Genomic DNA, 22,246 nt, shown 5'->3' on the forward strand with positions numbered 1-22,246 from the left:
CCAATGGCAATCAGCCAATAGCCAACAGCTATATACAACCTTTAGGGTGGTTTTAGCGGTGGGGCTCACCTGTTCCCATTCCGAACACAGAAGTTAAGCCCACCAGCGCCGATGGTACTGCGACAAGCGGGAGAGTAGGTCGCCGCCAGTTTTTATTTAAAAGTCTCATACAGTTATGTATGAGACTTTTTGCGTTTTATACTATTTACTATATACATTAAACCTCATTCATTTATTTGAATGAGGTTGTTTGGTTTATACTATATCCTTCTCCCTTTTTAAACTTTTTAAGGCATTAGATACTTAAATGCTAGACATTAGATATTAGACATATCAAAATAATCTAAGTATATTTATTTTACATCGTTTTATAACATTAGATACTGAAATTCTTTGCGTAAAATTTATGACCCAGTTATTGTCCCCACTTTTGAGCTTAGTACGAAACGATTTATCTAATAACAACTTTTGATACATTACCGCTTCTAAAAAATCTCCCAAAAATAAAAATCTTTTCGAGAGTAAATTATAAAGTCCAGGAACCCAATTAACCAAAGGATCTTCTCTATTATGAATAAACCAACTCAAAACCTGTAGCACTAAAACAAAATAGATAAGCTGAATTTTTCTATCATTAAATTATCCAAGCCTCCAATAAAAGTTCCAATACTTATGTTCTTCCATCTTCAGGCATAAAATATCAAACGTTAGTTTAAAAATATTTGGTCACGGAGTCAGCTAGTTAAGTTCAAATATGAATTTAAATTTAATTTTATGTTAAGTAAGTTTGGAAGTGTAGGGTTAAAGTCTTTATCTTTGCCCCACTGAAAACGAGAGTATATCAGTAAGCGCAGAAGAGCCTTTAGATGGGCAAAAAGATTAAGAAAATCACTTTAGGATACGAAGAGAAACAATCAAAAATTTTTAGAAATAAAAGTTGCGGGAGTTAAAAATTTTTGTATCTTTGCAGTCCGGTAAAACGGGAAGCGCAGGAGTGGGATTGAATGGTAAATAAAGAAATTAAGGTCATCAAAAAACTTTAAAAAATTCTCAAAAAACATTTGGTCATAAAGAAATAATTTTTTACTTTTGCACTCGCAAATACGGAGCGCCACTGACAGAGAGAGTGCTTCGGAAAAAGCGAAAGATTGGAAGATCATTGACATACAATATAACAACCAAGTAAGGAAAAACTAAAGCGTTAAAAACTTTGAGTGAGTCAGACAAACATACAATGGAGAGTTTGATCCTGGCTCAGGATGAACGCTAGCGGGAGGCCTAACACATGCAAGCCGAGCGGTATTTGTTCTTCGGAACAGAGAGAGCGGCGTACGGGTGCGGAACACGTGTGCAACCTGCCTTTATCAGGGGGATAGCCTTTCGAAAGGAAGATTAATACCCCATAATATATTAAGTGGCATCATTTGATATTGAAAACTCCGGTGGATAAAGATGGGCACGCGCAAGATTAGATAGTTGGTAGGGTAACGGCCTACCAAGTCAGTGATCTTTAGGGGGCCTGAGAGGGTGATCCCCCACACTGGTACTGAGACACGGACCAGACTCCTACGGGAGGCAGCAGTGAGGAATATTGGACAATGGGTGAGAGCCTGATCCAGCCATCCCGCGTGAAGGACGACGGCCCTATGGGTTGTAAACTTCTTTTGTATAGGGATAAACCTTTCCACGTGTGGAAAGCTGAAGGTACTATACGAATAAGCACCGGCTAACTCCGTGCCAGCAGCCGCGGTAATACGGAGGGTGCAAGCGTTATCCGGATTTATTGGGTTTAAAGGGTCCGTAGGCGGATCTGTAAGTCAGTGGTGAAATCTCACAGCTTAACTGTGAAACTGCCATTGATACTGCAGGTCTTGAGTAAGGTAGAAGTGGCTGGAATAAGTAGTGTAGCGGTGAAATGCATAGATATTACTTAGAACACCAATTGCGAAGGCAGGTCACTATGTCTTAACTGACGCTGATGGACGAAAGCGTGGGGAGCGAACAGGATTAGATACCCTGGTAGTCCACGCCGTAAACGATGCTAACTCGTTTTTGGGGCTTCGGCTTCAGAGACTAAGCGAAAGTGATAAGTTAGCCACCTGGGGAGTACGTTCGCAAGAATGAAACTCAAAGGAATTGACGGGGGCCCGCACAAGCGGTGGATTATGTGGTTTAATTCGATGATACGCGAGGAACCTTACCAAGGCTTAAATGGGAATTGATCGGTTTAGAAATAGACCTTCCTTCGGGCAATTTTCAAGGTGCTGCATGGTTGTCGTCAGCTCGTGCCGTGAGGTGTTAGGTTAAGTCCTGCAACGAGCGCAACCCCTGTCACTAGTTGCCATCATTCAGTTGGGGACTCTAGTGAGACTGCCTACGCAAGTAGAGAGGAAGGTGGGGATGACGTCAAATCATCACGGCCCTTACGCCTTGGGCCACACACGTAATACAATGGCCGGTACAGAGGGCAGCTACACAGCGATGTGATGCAAATCTCGAAAGCCGGTCTCAGTTCGGATTGGAGTCTGCAACTCGACTCTATGAAGCTGGAATCGCTAGTAATCGCGCATCAGCCATGGCGCGGTGAATACGTTCCCGGGCCTTGTACACACCGCCCGTCAAGCCATGGAAGTCTGGGGTACCTGAAGTCGGTGACCGTAAAAGGAGCTGCCTAGGGTAAAACAGGTAACTAGGGCTAAGTCGTAACAAGGTAGCCGTACCGGAAGGTGCGGCTGGAACATCTCATTTTAGAGCGTCTTTAGACGTAAAACAAAATTAGTGTCCTAGACACAAAGTACTTATTCAAAGTAAAGCTTTAGTTTTTTGTTTGGTTGGTTTATAAGTAAAAAGATAAAAGTAAAAAGAGCCAAGTAATTGGATCGTAAAAAATTACTCATTACTAATTACTTATAAATATATAAAAAATAAAACCCACTAGAAATTAGTAAAAGGGAAAGAGATTGAGAAATGGACAGGAGGAAAAGGATTACTTATTACTCATCACCCATTGCTCATACAAAGTCTCGTAGCTCAGCTGGTTAGAGCGCTACACTGATAATGTAGAGGTCGGCAGTTCGAGCCTGCCCGAGACTACTAATTAAGGCGGCTGGCAAATGGCTTATAGCTTATGGCAAAAAAGCCCGAAGCAATTAGCAATAAGCCAACAGCAACTAGAGGGGGAATTAGCTCAGCTGGCTAGAGCGCCTGCCTTGCACGCAGGAGGTCAAGGGTTCGACTCCCTTATTCTCCACAGTTTTGGAAGACTGATTTAAAAGTTACGGATGGAGCCAAAAACAACATCTGTTCATCAGTCGGAAAAGAAGAAATTAAGATCATTGACATTAACGGTAAAGACATCACAAAGAGAAAACCGAGCACTTATAAGTGCTTGAGTAACCTAAAAATAGGAAAGAAATCGTTAAGGGCGTATGGCGGATGCCTAGGCTTTCAGAGGCGAAGAAGGACGTGGTAAGCTGCGAAAAGCTCGGGGGATTGGCACACACGAATTGATCCCGAGATGTCCGAATGGGGCAACCCGGCTAGTTGAAGACTAGTCACCTCGTAAGAGGAGCAAACCCGGAGAACTGAAACATCTAAGTACCCGGAGGAAAAGAAATCGAAGAGATTCCGTAAGTAGTGGCGAGCGAAAGCGGATTAGCCCAAAAGCTTTTATATGTTTAATAGAATGTTCTGGAAAGAACAGCCATAGAGGGTGATAGCCCCGTATATGAAAGGCATATTTGAGTGATAAATGAGTAGGGCGGGACACGTGAAATCCTGTCTGAATATGGGGGGACCATCCTCCAAGGCTAAATACTCCTGAAAGACCGATAGTGAACAAGTACTGTGAAGGAAAGGTGAAAAGCACTTCGAATAGAAGGGTGAAATAGAACCTGAAACCGTACGCCTACAAGCGGTCGGAGCCCACAAGTTGGGTGACGGCGTGCCTTTTGCATAATGAGCCTACGAGTTAATTTTACTAGCGAGGTTAAGGACTTCAGGTCCGGAGCCGGAGCGAAAGCGAGTCTGAATAGGGCGCATAGTTAGTAGGATTAGACGCGAAACCTTGTGATCTACCCATGGGCAGGTTGAAGCTCTGGTAACACAGAGTGGAGGACCGAACCGGTTGACGTTGAAAAGTCTTCGGATGACCTGTGGGTAGGGGTGAAAGGCCAATCAAACTGGGAGATAGCTCGTACTCTCCGAAATGCATTTAGGTGCAGCGTCGCAAATGAGTTTATTAGAGGTAGAGCTACTGATTGGATGCGGGGGTTTCACCGCCTACCAATTCCTGACAAACTCCGAATGCTAATAAATGTTCTGCGGCAGTGAGGGCATGGGTGCTAAGGTCCATGTCCGAGAGGGAAAGAACCCAGACCAACAGCTAAGGTCCCCAAATATATGTTAAGTTGAAGCAACGCGGTTGGACTGCATTGACAGCTAGGATGTTGGCTTGGAAGCAGCCATTCATTTAAAGAGTGCGTAACAGCTCACTAGTCGAGCGGTCCGGCATGGATAATAATCGGGCATAAACATATTACCGAAGCTATGGATTTGTATTAATACATCTGGTAGGAGAGCATTCTGTTTGCGCCGAAGCAGTATCGTGAGGTATTGTGGAGCGGACAGAAAAGAAAATGTAGGCATAAGTAACGATAAAGGGGGCGAGAAACCCCCTCACCGAAAGACTAAGGTTTCCTCAGCCATGCTAATCAGCTGAGGGTTAGTCGGGACCTAACGCGAACCCGAAAGGGGTAGTGGATGGACAATGGGTTAATATTCCCATACTTGCTCACACTAAAAAGGGGACGGTTCGACGTAGCTATTGAAGACGGACGGAAGTGTCAAGGCCTAGCCTTCGGGCGAAGCTGTTATAGTGAAATCGGATCCAAGAAAAGCCGAAGTGAAGCAACCCGTACCAAAACCGACACAGGTGGTCGAGGAGAGAATCCTAAGGTGCTCGAGTGAGTCGTGGCTAAGGAACTAGGCAAAATAGTCTCGTAACTTCGGAAGAAGAGACGCCAGCAGCAATGCTGGCCGCAGTGAAGAGGCCCAGGCGACTGTTTATCAAAAACACAGGACTCTGCTAAATCGAAAGATGCTGTATAGGGTCTGACACCTGCCCGGTGCTGGAAGGTTAAGGAAGGGCGTTAGCGTAAGCGAAGCGTTTGACTGAAGCCCCAGTAAACGGCGGCCGTAACTATAACGGTCCTAAGGTAGCGAAATTCCTTGTCGGGTAAGTTCCGACCTGCACGAATGGTGTAACGATCTGGGCACTGTCTCAGCCACGAGCTCGGTGAAATTGTAGTATCGGTGAAGATGCCGATTACCCGCAATGGGACGAAAAGACCCTGTGAACCTTTACTATAACTTCGTATTGACTTTGAGTAAGTAATGTGTAGGATAGGTGGGAGACTTTGAAGCTGGCACGCTAGTGTTGGTGGAGTCGACGTTGAAATACCACCCTTTACTTACTTGGAGCCTAACTTCTTTAAGAAGGACATTGCGTGGTGGGTAGTTTGACTGGGGTGGTCGCCTCCAAAAGAGTAACGGAGGCTTTCAAAGGTACCCTCAGCACGCTTGGTAACCGTGCGTAGAGTGTAATGGCATAAGGGTGCTTGACTGTGAGACCTACAAGTCGATCAGGTGCGAAAGCAGGACATAGTGATCCGGTGGTTCCGTATGGAAGGGCCATCGCTCATAGGATAAAAGGTACTCCGGGGATAACAGGCTAGTCTCCCCCAAGAGCTCACATCGACGGGGAGGTTCGGCACCTCGATGTCGGCTCGTCACATCCTGGGGCTGGAGAAGGTCCCAAGGGTTGGGCTGTTCGCCCATTAAAGTGGCACGCGAGCTGGGTTCAGAACGTCGTGAGACAGTTCGGTCTCTATCTATTGCGGGCGTTAGATGTTTGAGAGGGCTTGATTCTAGTACGAGAGGACCGAATTGAACAAACCTCTGGTGTATCAGTTGTACCGCCAGGTGCACCGCTGAGTAGCTACGTTTGGAAGAGATAAGCACTGAAAGCATATAAGTGCGAAACTCGCCTCAAGATGAGACATCTTTTAAGGGTCGTTGGAGATGACAACGTTGATAGGCTACAGGTGTAAAGTTGGTAACAGCATAGCCGAGTAGTACTAATTACCCGTAGATTTATAGCCTATTGGTTATTACTAAAACAAGCCTTATAAGTGCAACACTGGTTTTGCCTTTGTGATGAAATTTACCGATAAAAAGCTCATGGCCAATGGCAATCAGCCAATAGCCAACAGCTATATACAACCTTTAGGGTGGTTTTAGCGGTGGGGCTCACCTGTTCCCATTCCGAACACAGAAGTTAAGCCCACCAGCGCCGATGGTACTGCGACAAGCGGGAGAGTAGGTCGCCGCCAGTTTTTATTTAAAAGTCTCATACAGTTATGTATGAGACTTTTTGCGTTTTATACACTTTGACACTTTTCCATAAGAAGTAGGAAGAATATAGTGGGTACAATATGATGACCTCTTTTAGCAATTAGAATATCTAATTTCAAATATATTATTCGGAAGTGGAATTGAAGTTATTTGACTATTAGACTCTAGCCCAGATTGAACGGCATGGTTTGTGAATTCTTTTTACTGAAAAGGAAAAATTATGGGTAAAAAGCGAGTAGCGAAAGCGGGAAATAGCTACTAATATAGAAGTGATTTATTACAGGAATTCTGGCTATTAGATGGTCAGGGATGAATACAAAATGCTTATTTATTATTGAAGATTTATGTCATTTATAAATAGCTATAAATAAAAAACCGAAGAAAATTTTCTTCGGTTTTTTTATTAAAGTAAAGTATAGGTTTAAAAATGTTCCCAGAAAATAGGTTCATAGGATCTGGAGAGATCTTTTATACAGTTTTTAGAGAAGATCTGAAGCTTTACAAGACTTATCCCTTTTTCTTTGGTAAATGGAAATTGAGAGGTCTTATCTGCAGATTTCATAATGCTTCCATCAGAATAATTTACCGTCCAAGCATATCTATATTCATTGTTGGAGACGTTCGGAAAGAAATTTACGATTCCGTCACCAAATTTCCCCTGCTTAAAATCTGTGACCTGAATATCACAATTTTTACTGGTATTGGTATTTTGTTTTACATCAGCTGATGTTCCATTTATGGCATTATCATAATTCTTACCATCTAATATTTCGACCGTTTTACTGCATTGAACCATCCCTTGTGAGGTAAGTACCGAAATAGATATTAACTGGCGTCCCTCTTCATTAGCTTTCAGCTTAATGCTGTTAAGTTTGTTATCACCTATTATAGCCGCATTTTTGCCATAGTTAGACCACAAATGGCAATCTTTACATTGAGCTATCTCAGGAGATATGCTGTAGGTTTCTTCATCCTGTACTTTCAAGACTGATTTACCAGCTATAGTGCATTGTGAAAATGATATACCTGAAATAAAGACACTTAATAAGATTAGTAATTGTTTTTTCATGATTATGCATTTATAGAAGTTATACCTGAATCACTCCCAAATTAAATTTTTCTGTAATAGGAGCATGATTTGCAGCTTCAATTCCCATAGAAATCCATTTCCTAGTATCCGTTGGATTAATGATAGCATCTGTCCAAAGCCTGGCTGCAGCATACGTTGCTTCAGTTTGTTTCTGGTATCTTTTTGAAATTGTTTCTAGAATTTCGTTGTGTTCTGCTTCAGTAATTTCTTTTCCTTGCTTTTTTAAAGTAGATTCCTGGATTTGAGCTAAAACTTTTGCGGCTTGTGCTCCTCCCATTACAGCTAGATCAGCCCAAGGCCAAGCTACAATTAATCTCGGATCATATGCTTTTCCACACATCGCATAATTTCCTGCGCCGTAAGAATTCCCGGTGATAATAGTAAACTTAGGAACTACAGAATTCGAAACTGCATTTACCATTTTAGCACCATCTTTAATAATACCTCCATGTTCAGACTTTGAGCCTACCATGAAACCAGTAACATCCTGTAAGAATACTAAAGGAATTTTTCTCTGATTACAATTAGCAATAAACCTTGTTGCTTTATCCGCAGAATCCGAATAGATCACTCCGCCAAATTGCATTTCACCTTTACCACTTTTAACCAATTTTCTCTGATTAGCAACAATTCCTACAGACCAGCCGTCAATTCTCGCGGTTGCGCAAACAATACTTTTACCATAATCAGCTTTGTATTCTTCGTATTCAGAATTGTCTACCAAACACTTGATGATTTCATAAGTATCATATTGCTCAGCTCTGGAAACTGGCATAATTCCAAAAATATTGTCAGGGGTTTCTTTTGGCGGGAAACTTTCAATTCTGTCGAAACCTGCTTTTTCAGTACTTCCGATAGATTTCATAATATTTTTGATCCTGTCCAAAGCATCTTTATCATCTTTAGCCTTATAATCAGTAACACCTGAAATAGAACAGTGTGTGGTTGCCCCACCTAAAGTTTCATTGTCGATACTTTCACCAATCGCAGCTTTTACAAGGTAGCTTCCCGCAAGGAAGATAGATCCCGTTTTATCAACAATCATTGCTTCGTCGCTCATGATGGGTAAATATGCTCCACCAGCAACACAGCTTCCCATTACTGCAGAAATTTGAATAATTCCCATAGAACTCATTTTTGCATTGTTCCTGAAAATTCTTCCAAAATGCTCTTTATCGGGGAAAATTTCATCCTGCATAGGCAAGTATACACCTGCTGAATCTACCAGATAGATGATAGGCAGTTTGTTTTCCATAGCAATTTCCTGAGCTCTAAGGTTTTTCTTTCCTGTGATCGGAAACCAGGCTCCAGCTTTTACGGAAGCATCGTTAGCAACAACGATACACTGTCTCCCGGAAACATATCCTATCACTACTACAACACCTCCACTAGGGCAGCCTCCATGTTCCTGATACATTTCAAATCCTGCAAATGCACCCACTTCTATTGAATCCGTATTTTTATCGAGAAGATATTCAATTCTTTCTCTTGCTGTCATTTTTCCTTCATCACGAAGTTTTTGAAGTCTTTTTTCACCACCCCCTTTTTTTATTTCGGAAAGCAGGCGATTGATCTCTGATAATTTTAATCTGTTTTGATCTTCTCTTTTGTTGAATTCAAGGTCCATAAAAATAAATTCATTTTATATAGTGCTAAAGATACTATTTTTAAAAAGAATTTAAACTGAATTAAAACAAGTGTTTAAAATATTGGTTTTCAGAAAATTGTGAAATTTTTAACATGAAAATATTTTTATATTATTGAGATTTTTTATAACTTTACAATAGAGTATTGGAGGTATATTCTCTGAAAAATACTCTAAGTTCCTAGTTTATTTTTTTAATAGTTTATTATTTGAAAGCCCTGAAAGTTGAACAAATTTTCAGGGTTTTTTTTTGTAAAAAATGAATAAATCTGCCCAATATGTTAAAGCGATTTGTAAATTTGCCTATTAAAATTAAAAAGAAGTAGGGTATGCATAAGTTGGCACTGTTTAGATTGCATTTGATTGTTTTTTTATGGGGATTTACGGCAATTTTGGGAAAACTTATTCATGCCAATGCACAGATTCTGGTTTTTTACAGAATGCTGTTCGCAGCTGTTTTTCTGTATGCCTTTATCAGGATTTATAAGAAAGAAAGTATCAAGGTTTCGAAGAAAATTTTTTTTCAGTTGGCTGCAATTGGTTTTGCAATGGCGCTTCACTGGTATTGTTTTTTTTATTCGATTAAAGTGTCGAATGTTTCAATAGCTTTGAGCTGCCTTTCATTATCCACATTATTTGCTTCCATCTTGGAGCCGATTATTTTTAAAAGAAAGATAGATGCTTCCGAAGTAATAATGGGATTGGTAATTGTTGCCTGCATATTGTTAATATTTAAAACCGAGTTTCAGTATAAAGAAGGAATTTTTTACGGAATTTTATGTGCAATATTTGGAACCATATTTTCGGTTTTTAATGGGAAAATGTTTGGGAAAACAAGTTCCGGAAATATCATTTTTTATGAAATTTTTTGCGGATGGTTTATGTTGATGATAATTTATTTGTTCTCCGGGCAAATTTTCCACATGAATGAAATAAGTTATAGAGATATTGCATTAATATGCTTGTTGGCGAGTGTCTTTACAGCTTTTCCTATGTTAGAATCTGTGAAGCTGATGAAATATATTTCACCTTTTACTTTAATTTTAACAGTTAATTTAGAGCCGGTTTACGGAATTATATTAGCTTTTTTTATCTTTGGAGAATCAGAGCATATGAGTCCCATTTTTTATATAGCATCATTTGTAATGATATTGGCAATTATTGTTAATGGATTAATAAAAGCAAAAAAACAAAAACAACTTAATTAAGCATCGCCTAGATTATGATGAAAAAATACCTTTTAGTACTATTTTCCTTCGCTTTTGGACTTTCTCAGTCTCAGATTATCAGAAAATATTCCAACGAATTTTTAAATATTGGAGCAGGCGCAAGAGGATTAGCGATGGGAGGAGCAGTAATCTCCAATCAGAACGATGTATATTCCCCTATGTGGAATCCGGCCGGTCTTTTGTCAATTGAAAGAGATTGGCAGGGAGCAGCAATGCACGCAGAATATTTTGAATCTATTGCTAAGTATGATTATCTAGCTTACGCAAAAGTATTGGAAGAAGGTGTTTTTGGAGTTTCTGTCGTAAGATTAGGAGTAGATAACATTTTGAATACTACTCAAATGATTGATGCAGAAGGAAATATTGATTATGATAAAATTACTAAATTTTCTCAGTCAGACTATGCAGCGTTGCTTTCGTATGCTTTTCATCCGGGAGGAAATCCAAGATTAGATGTTGGGGTTAATGCTAAAATTGTTTATCGAAATGTTGGAAAATTTGCTAATGGCTATGGTTTCGGATTTGATGTGGGAGCAATCTATAAAGGAGATAATGGATGGAAGTTTGGAGGAATGCTTCGTGATGCTACAACAACGGTCAACTTCTGGAGTATCAACCAAAAAGAATTATCAACCGTTGTAAATGGAGAAGAATTTAACCCTGCTCCTACTGATAAAATGGAACTTTCGATGCCTAAACTGAACGTAGGAGCGAGTAAACTATTTGAAATTAACAGCAGTGTGTATGTTTTACCAGAGGCAGGAATTAATGTTGACTTTGCGAAAACGGCCGCGCTTATTTCTTCGGATATTGCAAGTATTACGCCCTATGCAGGAGCGGAATTAGGGTACCAAAAAATGATCTTTGTTCGATTGGGAGTCAACAGGTTTCAATCCATTACGGATATTGAAGATTTAAAAAGAAAAGTTTCCTTTCAGCCAAGTGCGGGTATAGGAATCAGATACAGAGGTCTTACTCTGGATTATGCAATCAGCAATTCAGGAATTGGAGGTTCCAATTTCTACTCCAATTTCTTCTCATTAAAACTGGATATGGGAGAATTTAGAAACGATTAAAATTTAATGAAAATGAAAAAAACAGCAATATTTCTTCTTACACTTTCTTCTTTAATGACTTTTGCACAAAAAGTATCTGATTATAAATATGTGACACTTCCTGCTAAGTTTGAAACTTTTAAAGAAGATTTCGGTTTAGGAGAATTGTTAACGAAGACCTTACGCAGTAAAAATTATATTGTCATTCCTGCAGATAAATTACAATGGCCGTCAGAAGCAAAAGATAATCCTTGTAATGTTTTGTTGGCTGATATCGTTAATGACAGTGGCTTTTTGAGAAATAAAGTATTGGTAAAATTTAAGGATTGTAATGATAAAGAAATACAATCAATCAAAGGATCCTCTAGCATTAAAGAATATAAAGAAGGTTATCAGGATGCTCTGAAACAAATATATGTATCAATTTCTCCGGCTAAACCTGTTGAACAAGCTCAGACAGTAACAAAGGCGGTTGATATTCCGGAAGAAAAATCTGCAAATACAGGCAACTCGGCATCAGAAGATAATTCTGCACAGAAGTATAGTAATGGAAAAATGGACCTGCAGAAAATTCAAATTGATAAAGGACAGTTTATCCTGGCGAATTCAAACAGTTCATCCCCTTTTGCAACGTTTAAGACTACAACAAAAAATGATGTCTTCAGAGTAAAGCTGCAAAACGGAGAATCTACATTGGGATATTTTGAAAATGGAAACATTGTGATTGAAATTCCACAATCTAACGGAGAATATTCCAAAGAAGTATTTTCAAAGAAATAACTTATAAGTATTTAATTATAAAAAAGCTCTCAGTTTTGAGAGCTTTTTTTATGATACGATATCAAAATTATTTTTTGATAAATTTAATCTTTTGATGGCCTTTATGATCATTCACTTTCGCAAAATAAATTCCTGGGGTAAGATCAGAAAGTTTAACTGAAACGGTTTCACTTTTTGCAGAAACCGTTTGAAGTAATTTTCCATTCATATCATAAATTTCAACTGATTCAATGGGAGTTTTACCTTCTATGGTTAAAAAATCAGAGACAGGATTAGGGTAGATTTTTGCAGTAATTTTCGATACTTCTGAAGTAGCTAATGTTCCGATATTTGCGGTGTAATCTGTCCATGTTCCGTAGTTATATGCTCCACAAGGAGAATCTGCAGGTGTTCCATTTGCAGAATTCGCTAAGCGGTTCCATACTCTCATTCTGTAATTCCCTGCGGTTACAGAAGTTGGAATAGTGAAATTTCCGGAATACATTTGAGTGTCACTGGCAATGTAACCCGGTAAAAATAATGTTTCTCCTGCATCATCAAAATCTCCGTCTTTGTTGAAGTCTATAGCCATTCCGCAAGCAATCCACCCCACAGTAGTTATATTAATGGCATAAGAAGTTCCTGTACTCAGGTTTACCGTTACAGAGGTGCGGTCTCTTCCAGATGTACAGGTTCCAGAGGCAAACGTGTTATCAAAACTGGCGGAAGGAATGGTTACCTGAGTAATTCTCCAGCTTGTACATCCGCTGGAATAACTGGGATTACAATACGTTTGAGCGTTAAAAAAATTAGCTAGTGTAAACGTGATGATTCCGGCAAATAATTTTGCTAAAAAGTAGTTCTTTTTCATAGTAATAATATTTGATAATTAAATGTTTAAGCTAAATTATGAAAAAAACACTAATTATGAAATATTATTAAATAAAACAAATGATAATTGTTTTTAGTTAAACTATTTGTTAAAAAAATCGTGAATTACTCTTGCTTTGCTTTTTCCCAATATCTCTTCCAAAGTTTCCAAATTAGATTCTTTTATCCTCTTCACAGATTTCAGTTTTGAAAGCAGTAGTTCAATCGTTTTTTCTCCCACACCAGGAATTTCTTCCAATTCCGATTTTATGGTAGAGTTTTTTCTTCTTGTTCTGTGGTGTTTTACACCGAAACGGTGGGCTTCATCTCTTACTCTTTGCAGAATTTTTAATGTTTCCGATTTTTTATCAAGATATAAAGGAATAGGATCTTCAGGAAAGAAAATTTCTTCCAGTCTTTTTGCAATTCCAACGATGGTAATCTTACCATATAATCCTAGTAAACGCAAGCTTTTTACAGCTGAAGATAATTGTCCTTTACCTCCGTCAATCAAAATCAATTGGGGTAAGCCTTCACCCTCATCCAACATTCTTTTATATCGGCGATAAATCACTTCTTCCATAGTGGCAAAGTCATTCGGACCCTCCACTGTTTTAGGATGAAAAATTCTGTAATCAGCCTTGCTTGGTTTTCCGTCTTTGAACACAACACAGGCCGAAACGGGATTTGTCCCCTGAATATTTGAGTTATCAAAGCCTTCAATATGTCTTGGTTCAACAGGCATTCTCAGTAATTTCTGCATTTCTGCCATAATCCTGTTAGTGTGCCTCTCAGGATCAACAATCTGAACCTGTTTCAATTTTTCTAAACGGTATTCTTTTGCATTTTTTTCGGAGAGTTCAACGATACGTTTTTTATCTCCCACTTTCGGAACGATTAGTTTCACATTCGGAATTTCCACAGATAAATGGAAGGGAAGAAGAACTTCTTTTGAATCTGAACTGAATTTTTGTCTGATTTCAATTAAGGCCTCTTCCATGATATCTTCATCAGATTCTTCAAGGATTTTTTTGATCTCAGTGGTAAAACTCTGAATGATATTTCCGTTTCTGATCTTAAAGAAATTTACGTAAGCTGCAGTTTCATCACTTGTCATTCCGAATACGTCCACATCATCGATATTTGGGTTAACAACCGTATTTTTAGCCTGATAATCTTCAAGAATATCGAGTCTTTCTTTAATGAGCTGAGCTTGTTCAAATTGCAGATTTTCTGCATGCTTCATCATCTGGTTAATCAGATATTCTTTTGCTTTTCGGAAATCTCCTTTGATAATTCCCCGAATAGCATCGATTTTCTCGTCGTAATCTTCTTTGCTTTCAAGTCCTTCACAAGGTCCTTCACAATTTTTGATATGATATTCTAAACAGACTTTATATTTTCCGTCATCAATTTTATTAGGTGCAAGATTGAGATTACAGGTTCTGAGCTTATAAATATGCTTAATGGTATCCAACAAAATTTTTGCAGGACGTACTTTCGCATAAGGACCGTAATATTCAGATCCGTCTTTAATTACTGTTCTTGTCAGAAAAATTCTTGGAAAATCTTCATTTTTAATGCAGATCCATGGATAGGTTTTGTCATCTTTCAACATGACATTGTAAAAAGGTTGATGTTCTTTGATCAGATTATTTTCTAATAAAAGGGCATCATATTCACTGTTTACAATAGTGGTTTCCAAGCGCTGGATTTTCCCGACCATGATCTTGATCCGGTATCCTGAAAGGTTTTTGTTGAAATAAGAAAGAACCCTTTTCTTTAAATTTTTAGCCTTACCAACGTATAAAAGCTGGTCGTTTTTGTCATAATAACGATAAACACCAGGTTCGGAAGGTAAAGTTTTAAGCTGCAGTTCTAAAGAAGGATTCATATAACAAAATTAAGGAATTTAAAGCCATAAAAAAAGCTGCAGAATTTCTACAGCTTTATAACATATGTTAATATTAATTTTATCCGTTGCTCATTTCAGTATACTGATACACTAAGAAGCTGAAATAATCCCATTCTACAGAGTTTTTAGGATATTTTTTCATGAATTCTGCATTGTCTCCAAAAAGAAAATCATAGTTGTCTTCAAAATCATCTTTGTGAAGCCACATTACTTTATCGCCTTTCTTCACATAGTAAGATTTGGTAACACCTCCGGTAAGGCGCGGTCCCATCCCGACATACATTCCACCAGTTTCTTTTGCTCTTGGATCATGATAAACAGAGATAATATCATCGAATTGAGGATTAATAACCTGCATTAAGAACTCTTTATCATCTTTCTTATTCTTCAATGAAACTGTTTGATTTACAAAATAAATATGTTCATTTGTAGTACTTTTATTTATTTTTTTTGTGGTCATACTTTTCAAACTGCTGTAATGTCTAGCTACTTTTAAACCTTTTTCGAAATTACTTGGAAAAACATACATTTCTTTAACTTTTTCGGCATCAAATGTCATTGGTTTTTTTGTAGCACTGTCTTTTATTGAAATGGAATAGATTTGGCCTTTTTTAGTTTCTAGATCATTACAGAACCCTTTGTAGATTGCCCCATCTTTTAAAACAATGGTAGATATTTTTTTAGGAGAGGGGCCAGAAAACCCTTCATTAAAAAGGTATTGTTCCATCTTTTTGATCTCTTCTTTAGAGTATTTTACTTTCTGCGCGAAAGAAGCAGTGCTTACAAGAAACAAGGTAAATAGTAAAGATTTAAGTTTCATATGGATATTAATTTTTTTATTTAGGCGCTAAAATAGCAAATTAAATGACTTATTCTGAGAAAAATATGACGTCGAAAAATTAGTTTTTCCAATTATTGTTAAATGTGTAATTTTAAGACAAAATTTAGAGAATGATATACGGTGTAGATGTTTTCAGTTTCCATGATGTTTTGGAAATCTGTAAAGCTCCAAATAAAGCTAAACTCAACAAAGCTGCGAAAGAACAAATCTTAAAATCACAGAAAAATGTTCAGAAGATTGTAGACTCAGATCGTTGTGTGTATGGAATTAATACAGGATTTGGACCTCTTTGTGATACAAAAATTTCAGCTGATGAAACGGCTCAGTTACAATATAATCTGATTATCTCTCACGCAGTAGGAGTGGGAAAACCTATTGATAAAGAACTGTCAAAAATCATGATGATTGCTAAAGTTCATGCGTTGTCAAAAGGATTTTCGGGAGTTTCTTTAGACGTGATCGAGAGAATGATTTTAATGTTGGAAAAAGATATTATTCCGGTTGTTCCAGAACAAGGTTCTGTTGGAGCTTCGGGAGATTTAGCACCTTTATCACATCTTGTTTTACCTCTTTTAGGACTTGGAAAAGTGTGGGTAGGAAATGAAATTTTTGAAACGGCTGAAGTTTTAGAAAAAAATGATCTTCAACCATTGGTTTTAGGTCCAAAAGAAGGATTAGGATTAATCAACGGAACTCAGTTTATTCTTGCTCATGCTATAAAAGGTTTAGAAAAATTCGAATACTTATTAAATCTTGCGGATATGACAGCGGCAATGAGTCTTGAAGCGTATAGAGGTTCTGCAAGTCCGTTTAAAAAAGAACTTCATGAAATCAGACCGTTTGAAGGAAGTAAAAAAGTGGCAGCAAGAATGCTTAAGTTTTTAAAAGGTTCTGAAAATCTGAAAGCGCACGAAGATTGTGAAAGAGTTCAGGATCCTTATTCAATGAGATGTGTTCCTCAGGTTCACGGGGCGAGCAGAAATGCTTTTGAACATTTAAAGATGATGGCAGATACGGAATTGAATTCTGTAACAGATAACCCAATTGTTTTAAGTGCTGAAGAATCTATTTCAGGAGGAAACTTCCATGGTCAGTTGATGGCTTTACCATTAGATTATGCAACGTTAGCTGCTGCTGAACTGGGAAATATTTCTGACAGAAGAAGTTATTTATTATTGGAAGGAAAATACGGGTTGCCAAGATTATTAACAGAAAGCTCTGGTTTAAATTCAGGATTTATGATCCCTCAGTATACTTCTGCAGCATTGGTGACAGAAAATAAAACATTATGTTTCCCTGCTTCAGCGGATTCTATCCCGACAAGTTTAGGGCAGGAAGATCACGTTTCGATGGGAAGTATCTCAGGAAGAAAATTCAATCAGGTTTTAGGAAATTTGGTTAATATTTTAGCTGTTGAATTAATGTTTGCGGCACAAGGATTAGAATTCAGAAGACCTTCAAAATGTTCAAAAATCATTGAAGAAAACTATGGAATTCTCCGTTCAAAAGTGGCTAAGCTTGAAGATGACCGATTGATCGGACAGGATATGTTAGCCATTGCAGAATTGATTAATGAAAGAAAATTTGTAGTTAATTAATAATCGAACTATTGATGAAAAAAGCTTTTTGCATAGCCATGCTTATATTGGGGATATTTTCTTATTCTCAAACAAAACAGGATAAAGTTAAAGAATTAATTTCTTTAAGTGGTGCTTTCCCGGTTACAAAACAAGCTGAAAAAAGTTTGATCGCTAATTACAAGAAGCAATACAGTAATGTTCCTGATTCTGCATGGGAATCCATTGAAAAGAAAGTGAATATTGACAATCTGATCAATAATGTGGCTGGAATTTACGGGAGTAAGTTTTCTGAAAAGGAAATTGATCAATTGCTTAGTTTTTATAAATCGGATTTGGGAAAGAAGGTGATTCAAAATACACCAAGCATTATGTCTGAAATTCAAACGGCAGCAGGCAATTGGGCTAAGAATATTACCGAAACAATTAATGGGGATTTAGTAAAAATGGGTTATTTACAATCTCCACCTCCTATGGAATCAAGTCCTAACCCTCCTATGCATAAATAAAATAAATTAAAAAAGCTTTCGGAAACGGGAGCTTTTTAATTGTTTACAACATTTAAAAGATTATAAAATCAAAAGCCATCTTAAATAAGTAATTTTGTATAAATATTCATTCAATGGTAATTAAAAGAACAGATTCCTCTAATTCAGATTTTCAGTATTTAGTCCAATTTTTAGATCAGGATTTGGCGATTCGTGATGGTGATGAACATGCCTTCTATCATCAGTTCAATTCAATTGATACATTGAAAAACTGTGTTCTTTTCTATATAGATGAAAAACCTGTCGCTTGCGGAGCATTTAAAAAATTTGAAGATGATACCGTGGAGATTAAAAGAATGTTTGTACTGCCTGAACACAGAGGGAATGGATATGCATCTAGAATACTCTCAGAACTGGAAATCTGGGCGAAAGACGAAGGTTTTCGATTTGGTATTTTAGAAACCGGACTTAAACAACCGGAAGCTATTGCCTTGTACAAAAAAAATGGGTACGATCTTATACCTAATTACGGGCAATATATCGGGGTTGAGAATAGCGTTTGTTATAAAAAGATGCTGTGATTCATTTTGTTACTGTTATTTTTAGTATAATAAAATTAATGGTAATTTAAATTTTAAATCTTTTTAATTCAATGTAAAGTGATATCTTGGTTAAGCCAATCAAATATTATTTTATATGAAAAAAAATGTCTTTTATCTACTGCTATTGTTTTTTGTTTTCACTGCCTGTAACAGAGAAGACCTTCAAAACAATCCCGCAAACATTGAAGTGGCACAGAAAGATCCTCTGACGGCCAAACAAATCAATGAAAAAATTAATGAAACCATTAAAACGAAAGGAAGGTTTTCCTGGAACCAATCTTCAGATCATTTGGTGTGGAGTGCCATTTTCCAGGGGAATAAAATTGCTTCTATCGGATTTGGTTCTTCTTTTGACAGAAGCTTGACGCCGGATAATAAAGCGATTGAGGAAGAAATTTTAAAAGTAATTGAACAATACGAAGGAAAAACGGGAAGAAATTTATTATCTTCAGATCAGTATTTAAATCAAATCGATGTAACGATAGAAAAGCAGGAAACGGTGATTGCTCTTAGAAAAATGAAAAATATCCGTTATCTGGAGCCTGCAGATTATCATTATTTTGAAAATGAACAGAAATTCGGAACTGCGGCAAAATCGAGCAGCGGTTCATCAGGATGCGGATTTGAATCAACAACCTTAAGTACTTCAGATTATACAACCGTAACTCCTAATGCAAAAGCACCCTGGTCTTTTGCGAAACATAATATCACCAACGCCTGGAGCTACAGTACAGGTGCAGGAATTACTATTGGTGTGATTGACAGCGGGGTTTCTCCTGAGCAAACTTTACTGGGAAGCAGTTTTAATAACGGGCTTTCCTCGGGTAGAACGATCAGCAAAAATGGAGTCTATGTAGATTCGGTTTGGCCGTGGAGTACAGGTTACGACGGTCCTGCAGATCAATGCGGCCACGGAACGAGCATGGCTTCGGCAATGGCAGCTCCCCGAAACAATCAGGGACAGCCGGTTGGTGTTGCTTACAATGCGAATCTGGTAACGTACAGAGCAGCTTCAAACGTTGTATTGGATGGGTACCACGAACAAAACGGGGTGAAAATTGCGTTTACGGAGCTGGGAAACAATACCAGTGTTAAAATCATTTCAATGTCGATGGGACATATTTTCTCTGTCGGGAAAATCGAAGATGGGGTAAAATATGCGTATTCAAAAGGGAAACTGATTTTTTGCGCAGGAGGAACTTCTACAAGTTTTACGAATTTTGTGGGGGTGATCTTTCCGGCATGGATGCCTGAAACACAGGCAATCACAGGAGTAAAAGAAAATACATCTAATCAAAAATGTGATGTATGCCATTCAGGCGCTGAAATTGATTTTACCTATCAAATGGAAAGAGCTTCAGGAAACAGTATTCCGGTGTTGAGCTATTACAATGCACAAACCGATTATGTGGGAGGTTCTTCTGTAGCAACAGCTTCTACGGCGGGAATTGCAGCTTTGGTTTGGGCTAAAAATCCGTCCTGGACGAGAGATCAGGTTCTTAATAAAATGAGACAGTCAGCTACCTATTATCCGACTCCGAATTCAGATTACGGATATGGAAATATTAATGTGTTACAGGCTGTTCAATAAAAATATTAGATTAAAAAATATTCAAAAAGGCGGAAGTATCTCAGATTAATCTCCCAGCTGATAATCTAAAGGAAGCATATATTCAATTTTATTTTTGGTAAAGTCTCCTTCAGCAATCAGTAAATCAGGAGTGGAGATGTTTCCGTCTTTTGAAACTTCAAAAGTTTCACCTTCAGGATGTAAATAGGACGATATCACAACAGGAATTGTCGTTTTTATAAACTGTTTTCCTTTCAGTTCATAGTAATACTTAGAATAATTAACCTGTAGCATATCCTTAAAACTGAAAAGAACATTTTTCCCATCTCTTTTTACATAATCAGAATCCGGAATCATGGTTTTTGTTATCGCTAACGCGTAAGGTTTTTGGGTATTTTTCCTGTGCGAAATATCACTGATTTCCTCCGAAATTTTTCCTATTATTTTTGAAGTTCGGGTCATCTCCATGAAATTTTTCAGGATGTTCAGTTCTTCTGCGGTAGGATATTTCGGATTAGGAATCTGGACAACATGATTTACGATAAACTTATCTTCTGAAATCGTATTGTTGTAAATACTTCTGAAAAAATGAAGCATACTTCCGTCATAAGCATTCATTCTGTTGAGTTTTATTTTATCAGAATTTTTGGTTTCCTTGAAAAAGCTTGTTCCTGTATAGTTAACCATATTAGAATTGAAATCTGCAGAAAAGCTCATGAGATTATATTCGATCTCGTATCCCAGATTTTTATTTTCGATAATTAATGTTTTCGGGGCTTTTACCTTCAGTGTTTTATTCTTTTTATCGTACGCGAATTTTAAAGATCTTTGATTTTTAATTTTCACATTTTCCTGATCATTGCCGATAAAAGTATTGAGGAAATAATGGATGTAATTCTTATATGCTTCCTCAGTGAAAGGAATGATGGTTACCTCTTCAATGGTATTGGTCTTGAGTAAAACAACTTTTAATTTTTTATTTAAAACTTCTGAAACAGGAGTTGCAAAAGTTTCGTAATCTTCTTTCTGAAAAATAATATTCCCAATATTTTTTGAAGGCAAATTGAGGCTGAAACTTCCGTCTTCTTTAGAAGTTGTCCCGATTTTTGTTCCATCAATATAAATTGAGACATTGGGAATTTTTTGTTCCACATCGTTCACTACCGTCCCTTGTATTATTTGAGCAATGGAAAAGGAAAACGGAAACAGAAATAAAAAAAGTAATACTGTTTTTTTCATGGTAAACAATATTACTAAATTTTTAGTGATAAAAAATAGAGGAGAATAAGTTATTATCCAATTCTCACACTCGTCATGCTTAAAGAGCCTCCTATTAATTCATCATTAAATAAGGTTAAGCTTTCTGATTTATCTTTCAATCCTAACGTATAAATCAAAGGAAAATAGTGATCTGGAGTCGGAACAGCATATTGTAGTGAAGTTCCCTGCTTTTGATAATCAATTATATTCTGAAAATTTCCGTCCAAAAGCCAGTTGTTGGTTTTCTCACGGGCTTCAATCGCCCAATCCCAGCCAGCACCTACCGTATTGATGTTTTTCCAGTCGATCAATCTGAGGTTATGAACAATATTTCCGCTACCGATGATCAGAATTCCCTTTTCACGAAGCTTCTGTAATCTTTTAGCCAGGTCAAAATGATATTGTGAAGGCTTCGTATAATCAATACTCATCTGAATCACGGGAATATCTGCATGAGGATACATGTGTTTAATAACGGACCATGCTCCGTGATCCAATCCCCAATTATGGTCTTCTTCCACTACAACAGGAGCTAAAAGTTCTGCTGTCTCTTTTGCCAGTCCAGGATCTCCGGGAGCGGGGTACTGAACGTCAAACAAAGCCTGTGGAAAACCACCAAAATCATGAATTGTTCTGGGCATATCCATCGCCGTAACTTTCGTTCCGTGAGTAAACCAGTGTGCAGAAATACACAAAATTGCATTCGGTTTCGGAATTTCAGTGGCTGCTTTTCTGAAACCTTGTACAAACTGATTTTCCTCAATAGCGTTCATCGGTGAGCCATGCCCAAGAAAAAGAACGGGCATTCTCTGGGTGTTCCCGAAGTTTTCGCTTATGTTTTGTAAATCGTTTAGGTTCATTGTATTGATAGTATAGAAAAAACAAAAGGTTCAAGGTTTTAGAAAAATCCCTGAACCTTTTAAGATATTTG

Annotated in this window: 14 protein-coding genes, 2 tRNA genes and 4 rRNA genes; 13 read left to right on the forward strand and 7 right to left on the reverse strand. The window is 37.7% G+C overall.

From position 1 onward, the window contains the following. The first annotated feature begins 42 nt into the window (after positions 1 to 42). From rrf (P0Y62_16210) to rrf (P0Y62_16235), 6 genes are all read left to right on the forward strand, one after another. Positions 43 to 151: ribosomal RNA gene (gene rrf, locus P0Y62_16210) — 5S ribosomal RNA — on the forward strand. A 1,080-nt stretch (positions 152 to 1,231) separates the two neighbouring features. Next, a 16S ribosomal RNA gene (locus P0Y62_16215) occupies positions 1,232 to 2,748 on the forward strand. Between the two features lie 271 nt (positions 2,749 to 3,019). Next, a tRNA-Ile gene (locus P0Y62_16220) sits at positions 3,020 to 3,093 on the forward strand. 83 nt (positions 3,094 to 3,176) lie between these two features. Beyond that, positions 3,177 to 3,250 (forward strand) — tRNA-Ala (locus tag P0Y62_16225). A 158-nt stretch (positions 3,251 to 3,408) separates the two neighbouring features. After that, positions 3,409 to 6,161: ribosomal RNA gene (locus tag P0Y62_16230) — 23S ribosomal RNA — on the forward strand. Between the two features lie 125 nt (positions 6,162 to 6,286). After that, positions 6,287 to 6,395: ribosomal RNA gene (rrf, locus tag P0Y62_16235) — 5S ribosomal RNA — on the forward strand. Together the 16S, 23S and 5S rRNA genes with 2 tRNA genes alongside form the textbook arrangement of a ribosomal RNA operon. A 440-nt stretch (positions 6,396 to 6,835) precedes the next feature. On the opposite strand, the gene P0Y62_16240 is transcribed toward rrf (P0Y62_16235), so the two are convergent. Continuing rightward, on the reverse strand, positions 6,836 to 7,483 hold the full coding sequence (locus P0Y62_16240; GenBank protein ID WEK69370.1) for a hypothetical protein: 648 nt from the start codon (positions 7,481 to 7,483) through the stop codon (positions 6,836 to 6,838). 19 nt (positions 7,484 to 7,502) lie between these two features. Further along, complete coding sequence (locus tag P0Y62_16245) at positions 7,503 to 9,131, reverse strand: carboxyl transferase domain-containing protein (protein WEK69371.1); 1,629 nt, start codon at positions 9,129 to 9,131, stop codon at positions 7,503 to 7,505. Positions 9,132 to 9,478: 347 nt separating this feature from the next. On the opposite strand from P0Y62_16245, the gene P0Y62_16250 reads away from it, so the two are divergent. Genes P0Y62_16250 through P0Y62_16260 form a run of 3 tightly spaced genes read left to right on the forward strand, consistent with a single transcriptional unit; the run spans position 9,479 to position 12,213 of the window. Next, positions 9,479 to 10,357, forward strand: coding sequence for an EamA family transporter (locus tag P0Y62_16250; GenBank protein ID WEK69372.1), 879 nt, complete (start codon positions 9,479 to 9,481; stop codon positions 10,355 to 10,357). Between the two features lie 14 nt (positions 10,358 to 10,371). Then, a complete protein-coding gene (locus P0Y62_16255; protein WEK69373.1) occupies positions 10,372 to 11,454 on the forward strand; it encodes a PorV/PorQ family protein in 1,083 nt (360 codons plus the stop codon). 12 nt (positions 11,455 to 11,466) lie between these two features. Beyond that, a complete protein-coding gene (locus tag P0Y62_16260; GenBank protein WEK69374.1) occupies positions 11,467 to 12,213 on the forward strand; it encodes a hypothetical protein in 747 nt (248 codons plus the stop codon). A gap of 67 nt (positions 12,214 to 12,280) precedes the next feature. Here the strand turns inward: P0Y62_16260 and P0Y62_16265 are convergent, their stop codons facing one another. The 3 genes from P0Y62_16265 to P0Y62_16275 all read right to left on the reverse strand — a co-directional run bounded on the left by P0Y62_16265 (position 12,281) and on the right by P0Y62_16275 (position 15,797). Further along, positions 12,281 to 13,063, reverse strand: coding sequence for a T9SS type A sorting domain-containing protein (locus P0Y62_16265; protein ID WEK69375.1), 783 nt, complete (start codon positions 13,061 to 13,063; stop codon positions 12,281 to 12,283). Between the two features lie 102 nt (positions 13,064 to 13,165). Continuing rightward, on the reverse strand, positions 13,166 to 14,956 hold the full coding sequence (uvrC, locus tag P0Y62_16270) for an excinuclease ABC subunit UvrC (GenBank protein WEK69376.1): 1,791 nt from the start codon (positions 14,954 to 14,956) through the stop codon (positions 13,166 to 13,168). A 79-nt stretch (positions 14,957 to 15,035) separates the two neighbouring features. Continuing rightward, a complete protein-coding gene (locus tag P0Y62_16275) occupies positions 15,036 to 15,797 on the reverse strand; it encodes a hypothetical protein (GenBank protein WEK69377.1) in 762 nt (253 codons plus the stop codon). 131 nt (positions 15,798 to 15,928) lie between these two features. On the opposite strand from P0Y62_16275, the gene hutH reads away from it, so the two are divergent. The 4 genes from hutH (at position 15,929) to P0Y62_16295 (ending at position 20,076) form a co-directional block, all read left to right on the forward strand. Continuing rightward, positions 15,929 to 17,416, forward strand: coding sequence for a histidine ammonia-lyase (gene hutH / locus P0Y62_16280; GenBank protein ID WEK69378.1), 1,488 nt, complete (start codon positions 15,929 to 15,931; stop codon positions 17,414 to 17,416). A gap of 14 nt (positions 17,417 to 17,430) precedes the next feature. Continuing rightward, on the forward strand, positions 17,431 to 17,904 hold the full coding sequence (locus P0Y62_16285; GenBank protein WEK69379.1) for a DUF2059 domain-containing protein: 474 nt from the start codon (positions 17,431 to 17,433) through the stop codon (positions 17,902 to 17,904). A 113-nt stretch (positions 17,905 to 18,017) separates the two neighbouring features. Continuing rightward, positions 18,018 to 18,464 carry a GNAT family N-acetyltransferase gene (locus P0Y62_16290; GenBank protein ID WEK69380.1) on the forward strand — a complete coding sequence of 149 codons (447 nt, stop codon included), beginning with the start codon at positions 18,018 to 18,020 and terminating at the stop codon, positions 18,462 to 18,464. 115 nt (positions 18,465 to 18,579) lie between these two features. Further along, positions 18,580 to 20,076 (forward strand): S8/S53 family peptidase, encoded by a 1,497-nt coding sequence (locus P0Y62_16295; protein ID WEK69381.1) that lies wholly within the window; start codon positions 18,580 to 18,582, stop codon positions 20,074 to 20,076. A gap of 45 nt (positions 20,077 to 20,121) precedes the next feature. Here the strand turns inward: P0Y62_16295 and P0Y62_16300 are convergent, their stop codons facing one another. Beyond that, complete coding sequence (locus P0Y62_16300; protein ID WEK69382.1) at positions 20,122 to 21,294, reverse strand: carboxypeptidase-like regulatory domain-containing protein; 1,173 nt, start codon at positions 21,292 to 21,294, stop codon at positions 20,122 to 20,124. Positions 21,295 to 21,347: 53 nt separating this feature from the next. After that, positions 21,348 to 22,175 (reverse strand): 4,5-DOPA dioxygenase extradiol, encoded by an 828-nt coding sequence (gene ygiD, locus P0Y62_16305; GenBank protein WEK69383.1) that lies wholly within the window; start codon positions 22,173 to 22,175, stop codon positions 21,348 to 21,350. Positions 22,176 to 22,246 lie beyond the last annotated feature (71 nt).

It is taken from the genome of Candidatus Chryseobacterium colombiense (assembly GCA_029203185.1).
GTDB classification, from domain to species: domain Bacteria; phylum Bacteroidota; class Bacteroidia; order Flavobacteriales; family Weeksellaceae; genus Chryseobacterium; species Chryseobacterium colombiense.